This is a genomic window from Kineococcus radiotolerans SRS30216 = ATCC BAA-149 (assembly GCF_000017305.1).
GTDB classification, from domain to species: Bacteria; Actinomycetota; Actinomycetes; order Actinomycetales; family Kineococcaceae; genus Kineococcus; species Kineococcus radiotolerans.
Map to the genome: position 1 here is coordinate 698,205 of NC_009664.2, position 17,294 is coordinate 715,498.

18 protein-coding genes are annotated in these 17,294 nt (G+C 75.2%); 6 read left to right on the plus strand and 12 right to left on the minus strand.

Annotation, left to right across the window (positions count from 1 at the left end; translation table 11 throughout):
* Positions 1-2 precede the first annotated feature (2 nt).
* From serA to KRAD_RS03495, 3 genes are all read right to left on the minus strand, one after another.
* Complete coding sequence (serA, locus tag KRAD_RS03485; protein ID WP_049821059.1) at positions 3-1,232, minus strand: phosphoglycerate dehydrogenase; 1,230 nt, start codon at positions 1,230-1,232, stop codon at positions 3-5.
* Between the two features lie 82 nt (positions 1,233-1,314).
* Positions 1,315-1,989, minus strand: coding sequence for an SDR family oxidoreductase (locus KRAD_RS03490; protein WP_041291881.1), 675 nt, complete (start codon positions 1,987-1,989; stop codon positions 1,315-1,317).
* Between the two features lie 64 nt (positions 1,990-2,053).
* Positions 2,054-2,389 (minus strand): TraR/DksA family transcriptional regulator, encoded by a 336-nt coding sequence (locus tag KRAD_RS03495; protein WP_011981862.1) that lies wholly within the window; start codon positions 2,387-2,389, stop codon positions 2,054-2,056.
* A 108-nt stretch (positions 2,390-2,497) separates the two neighbouring features.
* Between KRAD_RS03495 and KRAD_RS03500 the strand changes: the two genes are divergently transcribed.
* Positions 2,498-2,953: a hypothetical protein gene (locus KRAD_RS03500; protein WP_011981863.1), complete on the plus strand. Its 456-nt coding sequence runs from the start codon at positions 2,498-2,500 to the stop codon at positions 2,951-2,953.
* Positions 2,954-2,963: 10 nt separating this feature from the next.
* On the opposite strand, the gene KRAD_RS03505 is transcribed toward KRAD_RS03500, so the two are convergent.
* The 3 genes from KRAD_RS03505 to KRAD_RS23920 form a co-directional block, all read right to left on the minus strand.
* A complete protein-coding gene (locus KRAD_RS03505; protein WP_011981864.1) occupies positions 2,964-3,899 on the minus strand; it encodes a proteasome assembly chaperone family protein in 936 nt (311 codons plus the stop codon).
* 41 nt (positions 3,900-3,940) lie between these two features.
* Complete coding sequence (gene nrdR / locus KRAD_RS03510) at positions 3,941-4,432, minus strand: transcriptional regulator NrdR (RefSeq protein WP_011981865.1); 492 nt, start codon at positions 4,430-4,432, stop codon at positions 3,941-3,943.
* Between the two features lie 125 nt (positions 4,433-4,557).
* Positions 4,558-5,001: a hypothetical protein gene (locus KRAD_RS23920; protein ID WP_011981866.1), complete on the minus strand. Its 444-nt coding sequence runs from the start codon at positions 4,999-5,001 to the stop codon at positions 4,558-4,560.
* Between the two features lie 417 nt (positions 5,002-5,418).
* On the opposite strand from KRAD_RS23920, the gene lexA reads away from it, so the two are divergent.
* Positions 5,419-6,096: a transcriptional repressor LexA gene (lexA, locus tag KRAD_RS03520; RefSeq protein WP_203417668.1), complete on the plus strand. Its 678-nt coding sequence runs from the start codon at positions 5,419-5,421 to the stop codon at positions 6,094-6,096.
* A 27-nt stretch (positions 6,097-6,123) separates the two neighbouring features.
* Here the strand turns inward: lexA and KRAD_RS03525 are convergent, their stop codons facing one another.
* The 3 genes from KRAD_RS03525 to hflX all read right to left on the minus strand — a co-directional run bounded on the left by KRAD_RS03525 (position 6,124) and on the right by hflX (position 10,638).
* A complete protein-coding gene (locus tag KRAD_RS03525) occupies positions 6,124-6,792 on the minus strand; it encodes an aspartate/glutamate racemase family protein (protein WP_041291882.1) in 669 nt (222 codons plus the stop codon).
* Between the two features lie 44 nt (positions 6,793-6,836).
* Entirely contained in the window at positions 6,837-8,855 is a 2,019-nt protein-coding gene (locus tag KRAD_RS03530) for an ATP-dependent DNA helicase (RefSeq protein WP_011981869.1), read from the minus strand.
* Between the two features lie 190 nt (positions 8,856-9,045).
* On the minus strand, positions 9,046-10,638 hold the full coding sequence (gene hflX / locus KRAD_RS03535) for a GTPase HflX (protein ID WP_011981870.1): 1,593 nt from the start codon (positions 10,636-10,638) through the stop codon (positions 9,046-9,048).
* 108 nt (positions 10,639-10,746) lie between these two features.
* On the opposite strand from hflX, the gene KRAD_RS03540 reads away from it, so the two are divergent.
* A complete protein-coding gene (locus KRAD_RS03540; RefSeq protein ID WP_011981871.1) occupies positions 10,747-11,355 on the plus strand; it encodes a class I SAM-dependent methyltransferase in 609 nt (202 codons plus the stop codon).
* Positions 11,356-11,364: 9 nt separating this feature from the next.
* On the opposite strand, the gene dapF is transcribed toward KRAD_RS03540, so the two are convergent.
* Together dapF and miaA are read right to left on the minus strand one after the other, a co-directional pair.
* Positions 11,365-12,324, minus strand: coding sequence for a diaminopimelate epimerase (dapF, locus tag KRAD_RS03545; RefSeq protein ID WP_011981872.1), 960 nt, complete (start codon positions 12,322-12,324; stop codon positions 11,365-11,367).
* The gene (miaA, locus tag KRAD_RS03550; protein ID WP_011981873.1) at positions 12,321-13,274 is read right to left on the minus strand and encodes a tRNA (adenosine(37)-N6)-dimethylallyltransferase MiaA; all 954 of its coding nucleotides are present in this window, start codon (positions 13,272-13,274) and stop codon (positions 12,321-12,323) included. The genes dapF and miaA overlap by 4 nt, the downstream gene beginning before the upstream one ends.
* A gap of 72 nt (positions 13,275-13,346) precedes the next feature.
* On the opposite strand from miaA, the gene KRAD_RS27435 reads away from it, so the two are divergent.
* Positions 13,347-13,667, plus strand: coding sequence for an antitoxin (locus KRAD_RS27435; protein WP_085956166.1), 321 nt, complete (start codon positions 13,347-13,349; stop codon positions 13,665-13,667).
* A 184-nt stretch (positions 13,668-13,851) separates the two neighbouring features.
* On the opposite strand, the gene miaB is transcribed toward KRAD_RS27435, so the two are convergent.
* Positions 13,852-15,384: a tRNA (N6-isopentenyl adenosine(37)-C2)-methylthiotransferase MiaB gene (gene miaB / locus KRAD_RS03560; RefSeq protein ID WP_011981874.1), complete on the minus strand. Its 1,533-nt coding sequence runs from the start codon at positions 15,382-15,384 to the stop codon at positions 13,852-13,854.
* Positions 15,385-15,502: 118 nt separating this feature from the next.
* On the opposite strand from miaB, the gene KRAD_RS03565 reads away from it, so the two are divergent.
* Positions 15,503-16,276, plus strand: coding sequence for an amino acid ABC transporter ATP-binding protein (locus tag KRAD_RS03565; protein WP_011981875.1), 774 nt, complete (start codon positions 15,503-15,505; stop codon positions 16,274-16,276).
* 49 nt (positions 16,277-16,325) lie between these two features.
* Entirely contained in the window at positions 16,326-17,243 is a 918-nt protein-coding gene (locus tag KRAD_RS03570; RefSeq protein WP_011981876.1) for a glutamate ABC transporter substrate-binding protein, read from the plus strand.
* Positions 17,244-17,294 lie beyond the last annotated feature (51 nt).

A 17,294-nucleotide genomic window follows, 5' to 3' on the forward strand; every position in this document is an offset into this window, starting at 1 on the left:
GCTCAGCCGAGCTGGCGGACCCGGACGGTCTCGGGCAGCTCCCGCAGCCGCCGCCCGACGTCCTCGGAGGCGTGCGCGGCGATGTCGGTGACGACGTAGCCGAGGTCGCCGCGGGTGGCGAGCTGCTGCCCCTCGATGTTCACCCCGGCCTCGGCCAGCACCTTGTTGATGTTGGCCAGCACGCCGGGGACGTTGCGGTGCAGGTGGGCCAGGCGCACCGTGCCGGGGGTGGTCTCGGTGCCCAGCGTCGGCAGGTTCACCGACAGGGTCGTCGCCCCGTGCAGGGCGTAGTCGCGCAGCTTGGCCGCGACGAAGCGGCCGATGTCCTCCTGCGCCTCCTCGGTGGACCCGCCCACGTGGGGGGTGAGGATGACGTTGGGCAGCCCCCGCAGCTCGGACTCGAAGCCCTGCCCGCTGCCCTTGGGCTCGGTGGGGAAGACGTCGATGGCCGCACCGGCGATGTGGCCGGAGCGGATGTGCCGGCTGAGGGCCTCGTGGTCGACGACGAAGCCGCGGGAGAGGTTGAGGAAGATCGACCCCGGGCGCATCCGGGAGAACTCCGCCTCGCCGAAGAAGCCGAGGTTGGAGCTGCGGCCGTCGACGTGCAGGGTGACGACGTCGACGATCTCCAGCAGCTCGTGCAGGCTGCCGCAGCGGCGGGCGTTGCCCAGCGCGAGCTTGTCGGTGGTGTCGTAGAAGAACACGCTCAGGCCCAGCGCCTCGGCCACCACCGACAGCTGCGAGCCGATGTTGCCGTAGCCGACGATGCCGAGGCGGCGCCCGCGGACCTCGTGGGAGCCGGCGGCGGACTTGTCCCAGACCCCCTCGTGCATGGCCCGGTCCTTGACGGTGAGCCGGCGGGTGAGGGCGATGATCTCGGCGAGGGCGAGCTCCACCACGCTGCGGGTGTTGCTGTAGGGGGCGTTGAAGACGGCGACGCCGTGGGCGGCCGCGGCGAAGAGGTCGATCTGGTTGGTGCCGATGCAGAAGGCGCCGACCGCGCGCAGGTCGGTCGCGGCCTCCAGGACCTTGGCGGTGACCTGGGTCTGCGAGCGGATGCCCAGCAGCGACACCCCGTCCAGCCGCTCGGCGAGCTCGGCCTCGTCGAGGGCGCCGGAGGCGGTCTCGACCTCCCACCCGGCCTCGGACAGCAGCGTCCGGGCGTCGGCGTGGATGTTCTCCAGCAGCAGCGCACGTCCGGGACGGACGGGAGCGAGGTCGGGGGCGGACACGGGTTCCTCCTGCTTCGTGCGGGTGCGCGGGGGTCCAGTCTCCCGCACGCCGGGGGGTGGCCCCGACGGGCGGGAGGGGGCCTCAGACGGCGGCGAGCGCCGCGCCGAGGGGGGTGTCCCCGCCCACGAGCTCGAGCACGGGGGCCGGGGCCGGGCCGGTGACCAGCCGGTCCAGCAGGGCGAGGCAGACGGCGGCCACGTCGGCCCGCGGCACCGCGCCGCGCGCCACCGAGGGGGCCAGCTGCACGCGGCCGGTGGGGGCGTCGTCGGTGAGGGCCCCGGGGCGCAGCACGCCCACCCGCAGCCCGTCGCGGGCGAGCACGTCCTCCTCGGCGGCGAGCTTGGCGCGCAGGTAGGCCGTGAACACCTCGTCGACGCCCTCGGGGCTCCGGCCCCCGCGCACGGAGTCCACCCCCATCGAGGAGAGCAGCAGGTAGGCCGGGACCCCGGCGGCCCGGGCGGCGTCGGCGAGCAGGACGGCCGCTGCCCGGTCCACGGTGTCCTTGCGCGCGGCCCCGCTGCCGGGACCGGCGCCGGCGGCGAAGACCACCGCGTCGGCGCCCTCGAGGTCCCCGGCCAGCTCGGCGGCGGTGGTGGACTCCAGGTCGCGGACCAGGGCCCGCACCCCGATCGCGGCGAGGTCCCCGACGTGGGCGGGGTTGCGGACGATCCCGGCCACGTCGTCCCCGCGCGAGGCGGCGAGCCGGCCGAGCAGGAGGGCGACCTGGCCGTGGCCCCCGGCGATGACGATGCGCATGCCGCGACCGTAGGCCATCGCCCCGGGCGGCCCCCGGCCGAGCCCGCGCCGGGGGCCGGGAGGCTCAGAGGCGCTCGGTCACCAGGGTGGCCGCGTCCGGGTAGGCCTCCAGCCGCTCGGCGGGGATGGGCTCGCCGGAGACCACGGAGAGCCCGTAGGTCCCGGCCTCGATGCGCTTGAGGGCGTCGGCCACGCTGTCCAGGCGGCGACGGGCCCCCTCGAGCAGGCCCTCGTTCTCCATGGCCTGCTGCTCGTGGGCCCCGAGGTCCCCGGTGTCCTGCCCGCCCTCGGCGGCGTCGGGCGTGCTGCCGGACTCCAGCCGGGCCGTCAGGTCGTCGATGGTCGCCTGCAGGTCGCGCTGCATGCTCAGCAGGCGTTCGCGGGCGGTGTCGGTGTCCATGTGGTGCTGCTCCCTGCTCGAACTGCTGGTGGGGTCCGTTCCTACCGCGGGGCCGGTCGTGGCGCAGCACGAGGTGACGGAGCCCGACGGCGGGTCCATGCTGGCACGGTGATCCCCGTCGACCTCGCGCTGCAGCTCCGGGCGGCCGGACTGGCCTGGAACCCCGCCCCCGGCGACCGCTTCGTCATCCCCCATCGGGACATGGACTCCGAGGTGTTCACCCTCAGCGACATGACCATCGAGGTCCACGACCACCCCACCGGGGCGATCATCGGCTTCAACGGCACCACCGAGTGGGCCCTGGACTCCGTCGACCAGCCCGAGGCGTGCTGGCTGCCGGCCGAGCACCAGCTGCGCGAGCTGCTCGGGGGGCGCTTCACCCGCCTGGAGCGCCGCGACGTCGGGGACGCGAGCGTCCACCGGGTGCTGCTGCTCGACGAGCACGGGGCCGACGCCTTCGAGGCCGAGGACGCGGCAGAGGCCTACGGACGCGCTCTGCTGCACCACCTCTCGGGTGCGGCCGGGGGCAGCGTCGGGACCTCCGACGCGGCCACCACGGCCTGACCCCGGCCCGTCAGCCCGCGCCGGGCCGGTCCCCCGGGGGGCCGTCGCCGTCGGGTTCGTCCTCCTGCCCGGCCAGGAACCGCTCGAACTCCTCACCCAGCTCGTCCGCGGTCGGCAGGAACGCGCTCGCGGCCCCCGTCCCCCGCCCCTCCTCGCCGATGGCGTCGTACTGCTCCTCCAGGGCCTCGACCACGGACGCGGCCTCGGGCGACTCGGTGATCTGGCGGTCGACCTCGACCCGGGTCCGGGAGGCGGCCTCCTGCAGCGACTGCACCGGGATCCCCACTCCCGTCGCCCCGGACAGCGTGCGGACCAGGACGGCCGCGGCGTCGGGGTAGTCGTTGCCGGCGAGGTAGTGCGGGACGTGCGCCAGCACCGACAGGACGTCGCGGCCCTGCTGGGACCCGCGCAGGTGCAGCAGCGCCGACGCGTGCCCGGGGACCTGGGCCTCGACGTCCCACGTGCGGTAGCCGTCGAGCAGCTCGGGGCGGCTCGCGCTGGCCGTCACCCCGCTGGGCCGGGTGTGCGGGACCGCGGTGGGGGCGGCGGAGAGCACGATGGTGGCCCCCACCCCCAGCTCGTCGGCGAGCTGCCACACCGCGGCGGTGAACCGCTCCCACTGCACGTCGGGTTCGGGGCCGGTGAGCAGCAGCAGCGAGGACCCGTCCTCGTCGTGGACGCGGTGCACCTGCAGGCGGGGCGGCTCGTAGTCCTGCCAGTCCTGGCCGCCGAAGGTCATCGTGGGCCGGCGGGCGCGGTAGTCGTGCAGCTGGTCGACGTCGAAGGTGGCCACCACCTCGTGCCGGCAGGTGGCCAGCAGGTGCTCCACGCTCAGGCGGACCGCGTTGCCGGCGTCGATGAACCCGGAGAGCGCCACGACGAGAGGAGGTTCCACCAGGGCGGGACGCTCGCCCTCGTAGCTGTACAGCGAACCCGGATCCAGCATGGCCCCATCATCCCCGCCGCCGGGGCCGGGCTCGACGCGGGTCAGCCGCGCGCGGCGACCGGCTCGACCGGCGGCACCGCCACGGCCGCGCGCTGGGCGCGCAGCCGGTCGATGGCGGACTCGAAGTCGGCCAGGGAGTCGAAGGCCTGGTAGACGGAGGCGAAGCGGAGGTAGGCGACCTCGTCCAGCTCCTGCAGGAACGGCAGCGTGGCCAGGCCGACCTGGTGGGCGTCGATCTCGGCGGCGCCCTGGGCGCGGACGGCCTCCTCGACGCGGTGGGCCAGCAGCGCGATGTCGTCCTCGCTCACCGGGCGCCCCTGGCAGGCCTTGCGCACCCCGCTGGCGATCTTGGCGCGGCTGAAGGGCTCCGGAGCGCCGGAACGCTTGATCACGGAGAGGCTGGCGGTCTCCACCGTCGAGAACCGCTTCGAGCAGTTCGGGCACTGGCGCCGGCGACGGATGGAGCTCCCGTCGTCGGTCGTGCGGGAATCGACGACACGAGAGTCGTCGTGCCGACAGAACGGGCAGTGCACCCCGACTTCCTCCCCCGAGACCGGACGACAGCTCTGGTCCAGGGCTGACCGTACGTCGGGAGCGGTGCGCCGGGCAACCGGCGCCCCCTCCGGACGGGTGGCGCCGCCGCCGCGGCGCACGTCGGTCAGTCCCCGCTGGGCATCGTCAGCCGCTGCCCGGCGCGCACGGTCATGTCTGCGAGGGCGTTGCGCTGGACGATGTCGACGGCGACCTCGCGCCAGTCCTCGGTGGGGGCCCACTCCCCCGCGATCTGCGACAGGGTCTGGCCGGGCAGCACGGTCACGACCACCGGTGCCGGGGGGCGCTCGACGCCGGCGGCGGCGCCGGTGAACGCCCCGGTGACGGCGACGACGGCCCCGGTGAGCAGCGTCGCCGCGGTGCAGGTGACGACGAGCCGCCCGCGGCGGGTCAGCCGCAGGGGGCGGGCCCGGCGGGCGGGCGGGGCGGGACGGGCCGCGGCGCAGCGGGCGGCGCGCGGCTCGCGGGCGGGACGGGCGGAGCGGGTCCGGCGGGGACGCGGCAGCGTCGGGCGTTCCGGGGCGAGCAGGACGGGGGCGGTGGCGCTCACGAGCAGAGACCTCCATCGGGTGGCCGCTGTCGAACGGGTGTTCGACCGGGCGCGACTGTTCTACCACCGTTCGAACGGTGGAGCGCAACCCCCGCGGTCACGGGGGTGCGGCGCCAGACGCTGCCAGCCACCCCCGACACGTGCGCCCACCTGCACGGACGCCCAGGCGGCCGTCCGGGAGGCGGACCGGCGCGCGCCGCGCGCCGAGGGGCACGGGCGGCCGGCCACCTCGCGGACGCGCTGCCGCGACGCGCCGACACGCCGGTTCGAACACGTGTTTGATCCCGACCGGGCGGAGAACTAGCCTGGCGCGGACCGGGCGCCGCGACGGACCCCGGGCGACGAACGACGGGAGTGGACGTGGCCGAGGTGCTGGACGGAACCGGCGACACCGAGCGGGGCGCGGCGACGGCCTCGATCCACCACTTCCCCGACGGCCCCCACGGCCGCGACGGCCTGACCGCCCGGCAGCGGCGGGTCCTGGCCGCCATCCAGGAGTGCGTCGAGCAGCGGGGCTACCCGCCGAGCATGCGCGAGATCGGCCAGGCGGTCGGGCTCACCAGCCCCAGCAGCGTGGCCCACCAGGTCAAGACGCTGGAGAAGCTGGGGTACCTGCGCAAGGACCCCCGCCGGCCGCGCACCCTCGAGGTCGTCGCCCCCTCCTCCGCCGGCCCCGGGCTCCTCGACGGCACCGAGGCCGGCTCCGCCGAGAACCGCCCCCGGCCGCGCTACGTCCCGGTCGTGGGCCGCATCGCCGCCGGCGGCCCCATCCTGGCCGAGCAGCTCGTCGAGGACGTCTTCGCGCTGCCCGAGCAGCTCGTGGGCACCGGCGAGCACTTCATGCTGAGGGTCGTCGGGGAGTCGATGCTCGAGGCGGCGATCTGCGACGGCGACTGGGTCGTCGTCCGCCAGCAGCCGACGGCCGAGAACGGCGACGTCGTGGCCGCCATGATCGACGGCGAGGCGACGGTGAAGGTGCTGCAGCGCAAGGACGGCCACGTCAAGCTGCTGCCCCGCAACCCGCTCTTCGACCCCATCGACGGCGACGAGGCGACCATCCTCGGCCGCGTGACCGCGGTGCTGCGCAGCCTCTGAGGGGGCCCGGCGGCACCGGGGCGGGGGTCACCGGGGGACGGGGACGACCAGCTCCACGGCCGCCTCGATCGCCAGCCGCGGCGAGGTCAGGACGGGCAGGTGCAGGTCGCGCAGCAGCGGCGCCGCGTCGACCATGCTCGCCTGGGCCAGGACGACGACGTCCACGGGCGGGTCCAGGGAGCGCACCCCCGCGCGGACGGCCTCGGCGACGCCGGCGGCGTAGGTCAGCACGTCACCGGAGGCGAAGGACGGCCACGTCTCCGGGCAGCGCACCTCGACGAGCTCCACGTCGCGGCCGGTGGCCTGCGCGCACTCGCGCAGCAGGGGCAGGACCGTGGCGGCGGCCCCCTCCAGCGAGCTGACCACGGCGATGCGCCGACCCGCCAGGACGGCCGCCTCGGCCATCGGGCGGTCCACCCGCACCACCCGCAGCCCCATCCCGGCCCCGACCGCCTTCGCGGTGGGCCCGACCTCGGAGCAGGTGCAGACCACGACGTCGGCCCCCTCCCCCACGAGGCGGCGCAGCCGGTCCTCCACCGCCGGGCGGACGCTGTCCACCCCGTGGGTCCGGGCGGCGGTCAGCAACCCGGTGTCCACGAGGTGGCGGTCGGCGACGGTGTCGTCCCGGGCGTTCAGGAGGTCGCGGAAGGCGCGCACGTGGGCGTGCGCGGTGTGCAGGAAGCCGACGGTGGCCACCGGACGAGGATGCCACCCCCGCGTCACCTCGGCAGCACCGCGGGTCAGACCGCGCTCAAACGGCGCAGCGCCTCCACCACGGTCGCCGTCGAGGTGGTGGGCCAGAAGTCGGGGAGGCTGTCGCGCAGGAACCCCCCGTAGCGGGCGGTCGCCAGCCGGGAGTCCAGGACCGCGACCACGCCCCGGTCCCCGGTGGCGCGGATGAGCCGCCCCGCCCCCTGGGCCAGCCGCACGGCCGCGTGCGCCGCCGACACCGACACGAACCCGTTGCCGCCGGCCGCGTCCACCGCCCGCGCCCGCGCGGACATCAGCGGGTCGTCGGGACGGGGGAAGGGAATGCGGTCGATGACCACGAGCGAACAGCTCGGCCCGGGGACGTCCACGCCCTGCCACAGCGACATGGTGCCGAACAGCGACGTCGCGGGGTCGTCGGTGAAGGCCCGCACGAGCTTGGGCAGCCGGTCCTCGCCCTGGCACAGGACGGGGGTGCTCAGCCGCTGCCGCAACGCCTCCGCCGCCTCCTCCGCGGCCCGGCGGGAGGAGAACAGCCCCAGGGTGCGGCCCCCGGCGGCCTCGACCAGCGTCGCGAGCTCGTCGAGGACGGCCTCGCTCGCCCCGGCCCGGCCCGGTGGGGGCAGGTGGCGGGCGATGTGGAGGATGCCCTGGCGGGGGTAGTCGAACGGGCTGCCGACGTCGACCCCGACCCACCGCGTCCCCGCCCCCTTCGCCCCCTTGAGGCCGAAGGCCCCCGCCACGGGGTCGAAGGACCCGCCGAGGGTCAGGGTGGCGGAGGTCGCCACCACCGTCCGCTCGGCGAAGAGCTTCTCCCGCAGCAGGCCCGCCACCGAGAGCGGGGCGATGTGCAGCGAGGGGGGCCGGGCGGCGGGGCCGGCACCGGCCGTCACCCAGGCCACGTCGAAACCGTCCCCGGCTCCGCGGCCCACGTCCTCGGCCAGCCGCTCGGCGACGGAGAAGACCTCCTGCACGGCGGCGCGGGCCAGGTGCCGGGCCCCGCGGGCTTCCTGGTCCTCCTCCTTGCCGGCGGCCTCGCCGGCGTCCTTGAGGTCGCTCAGCGCGGTCCGGGCGGCGTCGCGGACGGCGACGACGGCGTCGGCCAGCCGGTCCGGCCACCGGTCCAGGCGGCCCGGCGGGGCCTCCTCCAGCGCGGCTTCGAGGGCGACGGCCGCGTCGTCGAGGCCGTCCGAGACGATCCCCGCCGAGCGGCGCAGCCGGCGCGAGGCCGCGTGCGCCCCCGCGGCCGACAGTTCGGCGGTGGCGACCGCCGTCACCCGCTCGGCGAGCTCGTGGGCCTCGTCGACGACGAGGACGTCGTGCTCGGGCAGCAGCTGACCGCTGCTCTCCAGGGCGTCGATGGCGGTCATGGCGTGGTTGGTGACGACGACGTCGACGGTGCGGGCCCGGGCCCGAACCCGTTCGGAGAAGCACTCCGCGGCCACCGGGCAGCGCTGGGAGCCCAGGCACTCCCGGGCCGAGACGGACACCTGGCGCCAGGCCCGGTCGCTGACGCCGGGGTCGAGCTCGTCGCGGTCCCCCGTCGAGGTCGACTCCGCCCACTCGCGCAGCCGGACGACCTCGCGCCCGAGCCGGCCCTCGCCGCCCGCGTCGGGCCCGGAGGACGCGCCCGCCACGTCGAAGAGGGTGCCCTCGTCGCTGGGGAAGCCGCCGTCGAGCTTGTTGCGGCACAGGTAGTTGGAGCGCCCCTTGAGCAGCTCCCAGGTGGGCTCGCGGTGCAGCCGGGGGGCGATGGCCTTCGCCAGCCGCGGCAGGTCCCGCTCGACGACCTGGGCCTGCAGGGCCAGCGTCGCGGTGGTGACGACCACCGCCCGGCCGGCGTGCACCGCGTGCGCGACGGCCGGGACGAGGTACGCCATGGACTTGCCCGTCCCGGTGCCGGCCTGCACGAGGAGGTGCCGGCGGCTGCGGATGGCGTCGGTGACGGCGCGCGCCATCGTGGCCTGGCCCTCGCGCCGCTGCCCGCCGAGGGCGCCCACGACCGCGTCGAGCAGCTCGGCGACCTCCGGCTCGGCGACCTCGTCGGTCACCTCGTCGGTCACCTCGTCGACCCCGGTGGCCGCGTGCCCGTCGACGTCCCCGTCGGTGCCCTCGTCCGCGGTCTCGACGGGGGTCCCGGTGCGTGCGCTCACGGGTCCATCCTCTCCCGGCCGGGCCCGTGCTCGGGCCCCCGCCCACAGCGCGCCGCGGGGCGGCGGGCTGTGGACGGGGACGGGTGCCTCAGGCCGTGGGAGCCGGCCGGTACCGCTCCAGCTCGGCGGCGAGCCGGGGCCGGACCCGCACCCGCATCCGGGTCCCCTCGCCCGTGTGCTCCTCGGAGAGGACCTGACCGGTGGTGTGCACCCGGTTGACCAGCTCACCGTGGTCGTAGGGCACGCACACTTCCATCTCGACGTCGGGGACGGGCAGCATCCGCGCGATGCGCTCGAGGAGCTCCTCGATCCCCTCCCCGGTGCGGGCCGACACGGCGACGGCGTTCTTCTCCCGCCGCAGCAGCCGGTCCACGACCTCCGGGTCGGCCACGTCGGCCTTGTTGATGGCCACCAGCTCGGGCACGTCCTGGGCGTCCACGTCGGCCAGCACGCCGCGCACGGCGGCGAGCTGCCCCTCGGGGTCGGGGTGCGACCCGTCGACGACGTGCAGCACGACGTCGGACTCCGCGACCTCCTCCAGCGTCGAGCGGAAGGCCTCGACGAGCTGGTGCGGCAGCGAACGGACGAAGCCGACGGTGTCGGCCAGGGTGTACGGCCGGCCCTCGGGGGTCTGCGCCCGGCGGACGGTGGGGTCCAGCGTCGCGAACAGGGCGTTCTCGACGAGCACCCCCGCCCCGGTGAGCCGGTTCAGCAGCGAGGACTTGCCCGCGTTGGTGTACCCGGCGATGGAGACGGCCGGGACCGCGCGGGCGTGGCGCAGGGAGCGCTTCTCGACGCGGGCGGTGCCCATGCCCTTGATCTCGCGGCGCAGCTTCGCCATCCGGCTGCGGATGCGCCGGCGGTCCAGCTCGATCTTCGTCTCACCGGGACCGCGGGAACCGATCCCGGCGCCGGCGGCGACCCGGCCACCGGCCTGCCGCGACATCGACTCACCCCAACCGCGCAGGCGCGGCAGCAGGTACTCGAGCTGGGCGAGCTCGACCTGCGCCTTGCCCTCCCGGCTCTTGGCGTGCTGGGCGAAGATGTCGAGGATGACCGCGGTCCGGTCGACGACCTTGACCTTGACGATGTCCTCCAGGCCGCGGCGCTGGGAGGCGGACAGCTCACCGTCGCAGATCACGGTGTCGGCGCCCTCCGCCGCCACGAGGTCGGCCAGCGCCGCCGCCTTGCCCGAGCCCAGGTACGTCGAGACGTCCGGCGTCGTGCGGCGCTGGAGCACCCCGGCGAGGACGTCGGAGCCGGCGGTGGCGGCGAGGGCGGAGAGCTCCTGCAGGGACACCTCGGCCTCGGCGCGGTTGGAGTCCGCGCTGGACCAGACGCCGGCGAGGACGACCCGTTCCAGCCGCAGCTGGCGGTACTCGACCTCGGTGACGTCGGTGAGCTCGGTGGACAGCCCCGCGGCCCGCCGCAGCGCGCGGCGGTCGGCGAGGTCGAGCTGCTCGCCGTCGTAGCTGGTGTGGCCGTCGCCGGTGTCACCGTCCTCCGGGGCGCCGCCCGCCCCCTCCGGGCTCCCCACCGCCCGCGTCCCGTCCTCGCCGCCGTGGCCGCGCAGGATGCGGGCAACGGCCCGGTCGAACTCCTCGTCCCGGGTGGACGCGGTGGTGGTGCTGACCTCGGGTTCCGCGGACTGCGGTGTCGCGGAAGCGTGGCGGTGGTTCATGGACCTCCTCGGTCGAAGGGCGCCGCCGGCCCGAGCCGACGTGGTACACCCAGCGTGACATTCAACGGCGGGAGCGGCGACGGTATTTCAGCCCGTAACCTTCCGGGCGTGTCCGCCGAGCACTACTTCTCCGCCCAGCCCGCGACCGCCGACGAACGGCGCGAGATCACCGTCGAGCTGGCCGGCCGCGAGGTGGTGGTCACCACGGCCCGCGGGGTCTTCAGCGCCGACCACGTCGACCAGGGCACCGCGGTGCTGCTGCCGCTGATCGAGGACGCCGACGCCGCCGGCGACGTGCTGGACCTCGGCTGCGGCTGGGGCCCGATCGCGCTCAGCCTCGCGCTGCGCCGGCCCCGGCAGGTCGTGCACGCCGTCGACGTCAACGAGCGCGCGCTGGACCTGCTGCGGCACAACGCCGCCCGCCTGGGGGTCGCGGTGCGGGCGAGCCTGCCCGACGAGGTGGACGAGGACCTGCGGTTCACCGAGATCTGGTCCAACCCGCCGATCCGGATCGGCAAGGAGGCTCTGCACGACCTCCTGCTGCGGTGGCTGCCGCGGCTGGCGCCGGGCGGGGCGGCGCACCTGGTGGTGCAGAAGAACCTCGGCTCGGACTCGCTGCACCGGTGGCTGGAGTCCGGGGTGCTGCCCGGGACGAGCACCGGGCGCACGACGACGTCGAAGGGCTTCCGGGTGCTCACCGTCCGTCGGGGCGGGTGAGCCGCGGGCTCAGGCGGTGGGGCGGTGCTGCAGCAGCTCGGGGGCCAGCACCCCCGTGGCGACGAGCTGCGCCGGGCCGGAGAGCCAGACCGTCCCCTGGGCCAGGCTGGAGCCGGCCCCGACGGTCACGACGAGCCGGCCCCCCGGGACGTCCACCCGCCACACGTCGGGGGCTCCGCGACCGGCCCAGGCCCGGGTGGCCAGGGCCGCGGCGCACGCGCCGGTCCCGCAGGAACGGGTCTCGCCCGACCCGCGCTCGTGCACGCGCATGGCGATCTCGCCGATGTCGGGGACGTCGTCACCGGTGACGTCGAAGGCCAGCAGCGGGACGACGAGCTCGACGTTGGTGCCCTGCGGCGGGACGGGACGGACCTCCGGGGCCCGGGTGAGGTCGGCGGCGGCGAGCTCGGCCTCGTCGGGCAGGGCGACGACGGTGTGCGGGTTGCCGAGGTCGACCGACAGCGCGGGCCGGGCCACCGCGTCCAGGCCGGGGACCAGGACGAGGGCGTCGGAGCCGGCGCCGAGGGCGTCGTCCCCGCCGGTCAACGCCCAGGGGCCCAGGTCGGCCGTCCACTGGCCGTCGGCCTCGCGGCGCAGCCGCTTCACCCCGGAGCGGGTGGCGACGTCGAACCAGCGCCCGTCGCCGGCCTCCTCGGGCAGCAGGCGGTTGCGCAGCAGGAACTCCGCGAAGACGCGGACGCCGTTGCCGCACATCTCGGCGAGGGAGCCGTCGCTGTTGCGGTAGTCCATGAACCACTCCGCCCCGGGGGCCGTCCCGGCCGCGTCGGGGACGGCGCTGCTGCGCACCGCGCGGATCAGGCCGTCGCCGCCCACGCCGGCCCGCCGGTCGCAGATCGCGGCGACGACGTCGGCGGTGGGGTTCCAGACGCCGTCGGGGTCGGCGACCAGGACGAAGTCGTTCTCGGTGCCGTGGCCCTTGGTGAAGGCCAGGCCCTGGGGTGCGCTCACGCCGCCGATGCTACGGGCAGCAGCTCCAGCACCCGCCGGGCGAGGTCGAGGGGGTCGGAGCCGTCGGGGGCGGGCAGCCAGTGCACCCGGGGGTCGCGGCGGAACCACGACTCCTGCTTTCGGGCGAAGCGGCGCGTGAGGCGGGCGGTGAGCTCCCTGGCCTCGTCCTCGGTGGTGGTGCCGTCGAACGCGTCCAGCACCTGGGCGTAGCCCAGGGCCCGGGAGGCGGTGCGGCCCTCGCGCAGCCCCCGCGCCTCGAGGTCGCGGACCTCGGCGACCAGCCCGGCCGCCCACATCCGCTCCACGCGGGCGTCGATGCGCGCGTCGAGCTGCTCGCGGGGGACGGCGAGGCCGACCTGGACGGTGGGGCGCAGGTAGGTCTGCTCGGGCAGCGACGCGGCGAAGGGCCGGCCGGTCAGCTCCCCCACCTCCAGGGCCCGCACGATGCGCCGGCCGTTGCCGGGCAGGATCTTCGCCGCGGCGGCGGGGTCGCGCTCGGCGAGGCGGGCGTGCAGGGCGTGCGGGCCCAGGACGGCGAGCTCGGCCTCCCAGCGGGCCCGCACCTCGGGGTCGGTGCCGGGGAAGCGCAGGTCGTCGACGGCGGCGCGGACGTAGAGCCCCGAGCCGCCCACGAGCAGCGGCAGGCCGCCGCGGGCGGTGACGTCCTCGACGGCGGCCCGGGCGTCGGCCTGGAAGCGCGCGACCTCGGCGGTCTCGGTGACGTCGAGGACGTCGAGCAGGTGGTGCGGGACGCCCTCGCGCTCGGCGGGGGTGAGCTTGGCCGTGCCCACGTCCATGCCCCGGTAGAGCTGCATCGCGTCGGCGTTGACGACCTCGCCGGGACGGCCGTGCTCGCGCTCCAGCAGGTGGGCCAGGGCGACCCCGACGTCGGACTTGCCCGACGCGGTGGGTCCCACGACCGCGACGAGGGGAACGTTCGGCTGGCCCACGCCGTCATGGTGTCAGACAGTGGACACCCGCTCGCCCGAGCGGGCGGAGAAGGAGGACCAGCCGTGGGGACCATGAACTTCCTCAAGATCAAGATCGACGAGGCCACCGGGCAGGCCCGCGAGGTGGCGGGGCAGGCGCTGGGCCGGGCCGGGGCCTTCGCCGCCGAGCACTCCGGCAAGGCCGAGGGCGCCATCGGCAAGGCGGGCGAGTTCGTCAACGCCCGCACCGGTGGCAAGTACGCCGAGCACGTCACCCGCGTCGGCGAGCTCGCCCGCAAGGGCGTCGACAAGGCCGCCGAGCAGGCCCCGCCGACGACGATGGCCGGCGGCGGCACCCCGATGCGCGGCGGCACCGCCTCGACGGGCACCCCGATGAGCGGGCCGGTGCGCTGATGACGATCCCGACGCCCCCGGTGCCGCCGAGCCCGGTCCCGATGCCGGGCACGCCCGGTGAGCCGGTGCCGGACCCGGGACCGACGCCCACCCCCGAGCCGATGCCCGAACCGGCGGCCCCGCCGGCGTTCTGACCGGTACGGCGGGCTGACCGGACGACCCGCGGCCCGCTGCGGGCGGGCGGTCAGGCCCGGCGCAGCGTGGGCAGGCCCAGGCCGACCGGCCGGGGACCCGTGCTCTCGGGCTCCGGCCGGGCCTGCCGCGCCTCCCAGGCGTCGCCGGCGCGGGTGCGGCGCACGGCGAACCCGCTCACGTCGTCGGCCTCGAGGTAGTGCGGTGCACCGCGGGTGACCGTCACCGTGGCCACGTCGCCGGGGCGCGGGGCCTGCGCCCCCTCCGGCAGGGCGAAGTGGACGAGGCGGTTGTCCGGGGCCCGTCCCGAGAGGCGCCGGGTCGCGGCGTCCTTGCGGCCCTCCCCCTCGGCGACGAGGACCTCGAGGGTCCGCCCGGTCTGGGCCTGGTTGTCCTCGTAGGTGATCCGGTCCTGCAGGGCGGTGAGCCGCTCGTAGCGCTCCTGCACGACCCGCTTGGGGATCTGGTCGCCCATGGTCGCGGCCGGGGTCCCCGGGCGCGGGGAGTACTGGAAGGTGAAGGCGCTGGAGAACCGCGCCTGCTCCACCACGTGCAGCGTCTGCTCGAAGTCCTCGTCGGTCTCGCCGGGGAACCCGACGATGATGTCGGTGGTGATCGCGGCGTCGGGGATGGACGAGCGGACGCGGTCGATGATCCCCAGGAACCGGGACTGCCGGTAGGAGCGGCGCATCGCCTTCAGCACCCGGTCCGAGCCGGACTGCAGCGGCATGTGCAGGCTGGGCATGACGTTGGGGGTCTCGGCCATCGCGTCGACGACGTCGTCGGTGAAGCTGGAGGGGTGCGGGCTGGTGAAGCGGACCCGCTCCAGGCCCTCGATGCCGCCGGTGGCGCGCAGCAGCTTGCCGAAGGCCAGCTTGTCGCCGAACTCGACGCCGTAGGTGTTGACGTTCTGCCCCAGCAGCGTGACCTCGAGGACGCCCTCGCCGACGAGGGCCTCGATCTCGGCCAGGACGTCGCCGGGACGGCGGTCCTTCTCCTTGCCGCGCAGCGCGGGGACGATGCAGAACGTGCAGGTGTTGTTGCAGCCCACCGAGATGCTGACCCACGCCGCGTAGGGCGACTCCCGCCGCGTCGGCAGCGTGGAGGGGAACGTCTCCAGCGACTCCAGGATCTCGACCTGGGCCTCGGCGTTGTGCCGGGCGCGCTCGAGCAGCACCGGCAGGGAGCCCACGTTGTGGGTGCCGAAGACGACGTCCACCCAGGGCGCCTTGCGGACGATCTCGCCGCGGTCCTTCTGCGCCAGGCAGCCGCCGACGGCGATCTGCATGCCTGGGCGGCGCTCCTTGACGGGCGCGAGGTGGCCGAGGTTGCCGTACAGCTTGTTGTCGGCGTTCTCCCGGACCGCGCAGGTGTTGAAGACGACGACGTCCGGCTCGACCGGGGCGTCGGAGCCCTCCGGGCGGCCCGCCTCGTCGAAGCGCACGTAGCCGGCGTCCTCCAGCAGCCCCGACAACCGCTCGGAGTCGTGGACGTTCATCTGGCACCCGAAGGTGCGGACCTGGTACGTGCGCGCGGCGGCGACGGTGTCGTCGGCGCCGGCGGGGGTGGCGGTCGTCGTGCTCATCACACCTCAGTCTAGGTGACCCCGGGGCCGATCCCTCGTGTCTCCTTCCGATCACGATGTGGCACCCTCGCGCGGCGACCCGTGGGCAGACTGCGCGGCTCCTGTAGGTTCCGGCGACATGAGTGACCACGGGCAGGCCCCTCAGTCGTCAGCGCGCCGGCCGCTGGTCGTCCTGGAGAAGGTGAACAAGCACTTCGGGGCCCTGCACGTGCTGAAGGACGTCGACCTGACGGTCTCCGAGGGCGAGGTCGTCGTGGTCATCGGCCCCTCCGGCTCCGGCAAGTCCACGCTGTGCCGGACGATCAACCGCCTCGAGACCATCGACGGGGGCCGCATCACCATCGACGGCAAGGACCTGCCCGCCGAGGGCAAGGGCCTCGCCCGCCTGCGCGCCGACGTCGGGATGGTCTTCCAGTCCTTCAACCTCTTCGCGCACAAGACGGTCAAGGAGAACGTGACCCTCGGCCCGCTGAAGGTCCGCGGGACGTCCGGCAGCGAGGCCGGCAAGCGCGCGGACGCCCTGCTCGAGCGCGTCGGCGTCGCCTCCCAGGCCGCTAAGTACCCCGCGCAGCTGTCCGGGGGTCAGCAGCAGCGCGTGGCCATCGCCCGGGCGCTGGCGATGGACCCCAAGGTGATGCTCTTCGACGAGCCCACCTCCGCCCTCGACCCCGAGATGATCAACGAGGTCCTCGACGTCATGACCGGTCTCGCCAAGGAGGGCATGACCATGGTCGTCGTCACCCACGAGATGGGCTTCGCCCGCCGGGCCGCCGACCGCGTCGTCTTCATGGCCGAGGGCCGGATCCTCGAGGACACCACCCCGGAGGAGTTCTTCACCGCGCCCAGGCACGAGCGCGCCAAGGACTTCCTCTCCAAGATCCTCACCCACTGATCCCGACCACCGACGCCGTCCCGCGTCAGCCACAGGAGGCACCCACCCCATGAACAGCATCCGTACGGCCGTGCTCGCCGGCGCGGCGACCGCGCTGCTGGCCCTGAGCGCTTGCGGCAACGAGGGTTCCCCCGAGACCGCCGGCGGGAGCAGCACCTCCGGCGGCAGCGCCGCCGCCGCCCCCGAGTACGCCGTCGCCACCGACGTCGCGATCACCGGCAGCCCGACCTACGACAAGATCAAGGCGGCCGGGAAGGTCGTCATCGGCGTCAAGGCCGACCAGCCGGGCATCGGCCAGAAGGACGCGGGCAGCGGCGAGTACACCGGCTTCGACATCGAGATGGCCAAGCTCATGGCCGCGAACCTCGGCCTGACGCCCGACGAGATCGACTTCGTCGAGACCGTCTCGGCCAACCGCGAGCCGTTCCTGCAGCAGGGCACGGTCGACATGGTCATCGCCTCGTACACGATCAACGACAAGCGCAAGCAGGTCGTCGACTTCGCCGGGCCGTACTACGTCGCCGGCCAGGACCTGCTCGTGCGCGCCGACGAGGAGGAGATCACCGGGCCGGACGCGCTGGCCGGCAAGAAGGTCTGCTCGGTGGAGGGTTCCACCCCGGCGACCCGGATCCGCGACGAGCACCCCGACGCGCAGCTCGTCACCTTCGACGCCTACTCCAAGTGCGTGGAGCAGCTGACCTCCAACGCCGTGGACGCCGTCACCACCGACGACGCGATCCTGCGCGGCTACGCCGCCCAGCAGCCCGAGGCCCTCAAGGTCGTCGGCGCGCCCTTCAGCGAGGAGCCGTACGGCATCGGCCTGCCCAAGGGCGACACCGCCCTGCGCAACGCGCTGAACGACGCGATCGAGACGGCGGTCGAGGACGGCGACTGGAAGAAGGCGTACGACCACACCCTCGGGGGCAGCGGCACCGACCCCGAGCCGCCGACCGTCGACCGCTACTGAGGGACCGCGCCCGGGCGCCGCGACGGCGCGGCCCCGGGCGCACCCACGTCC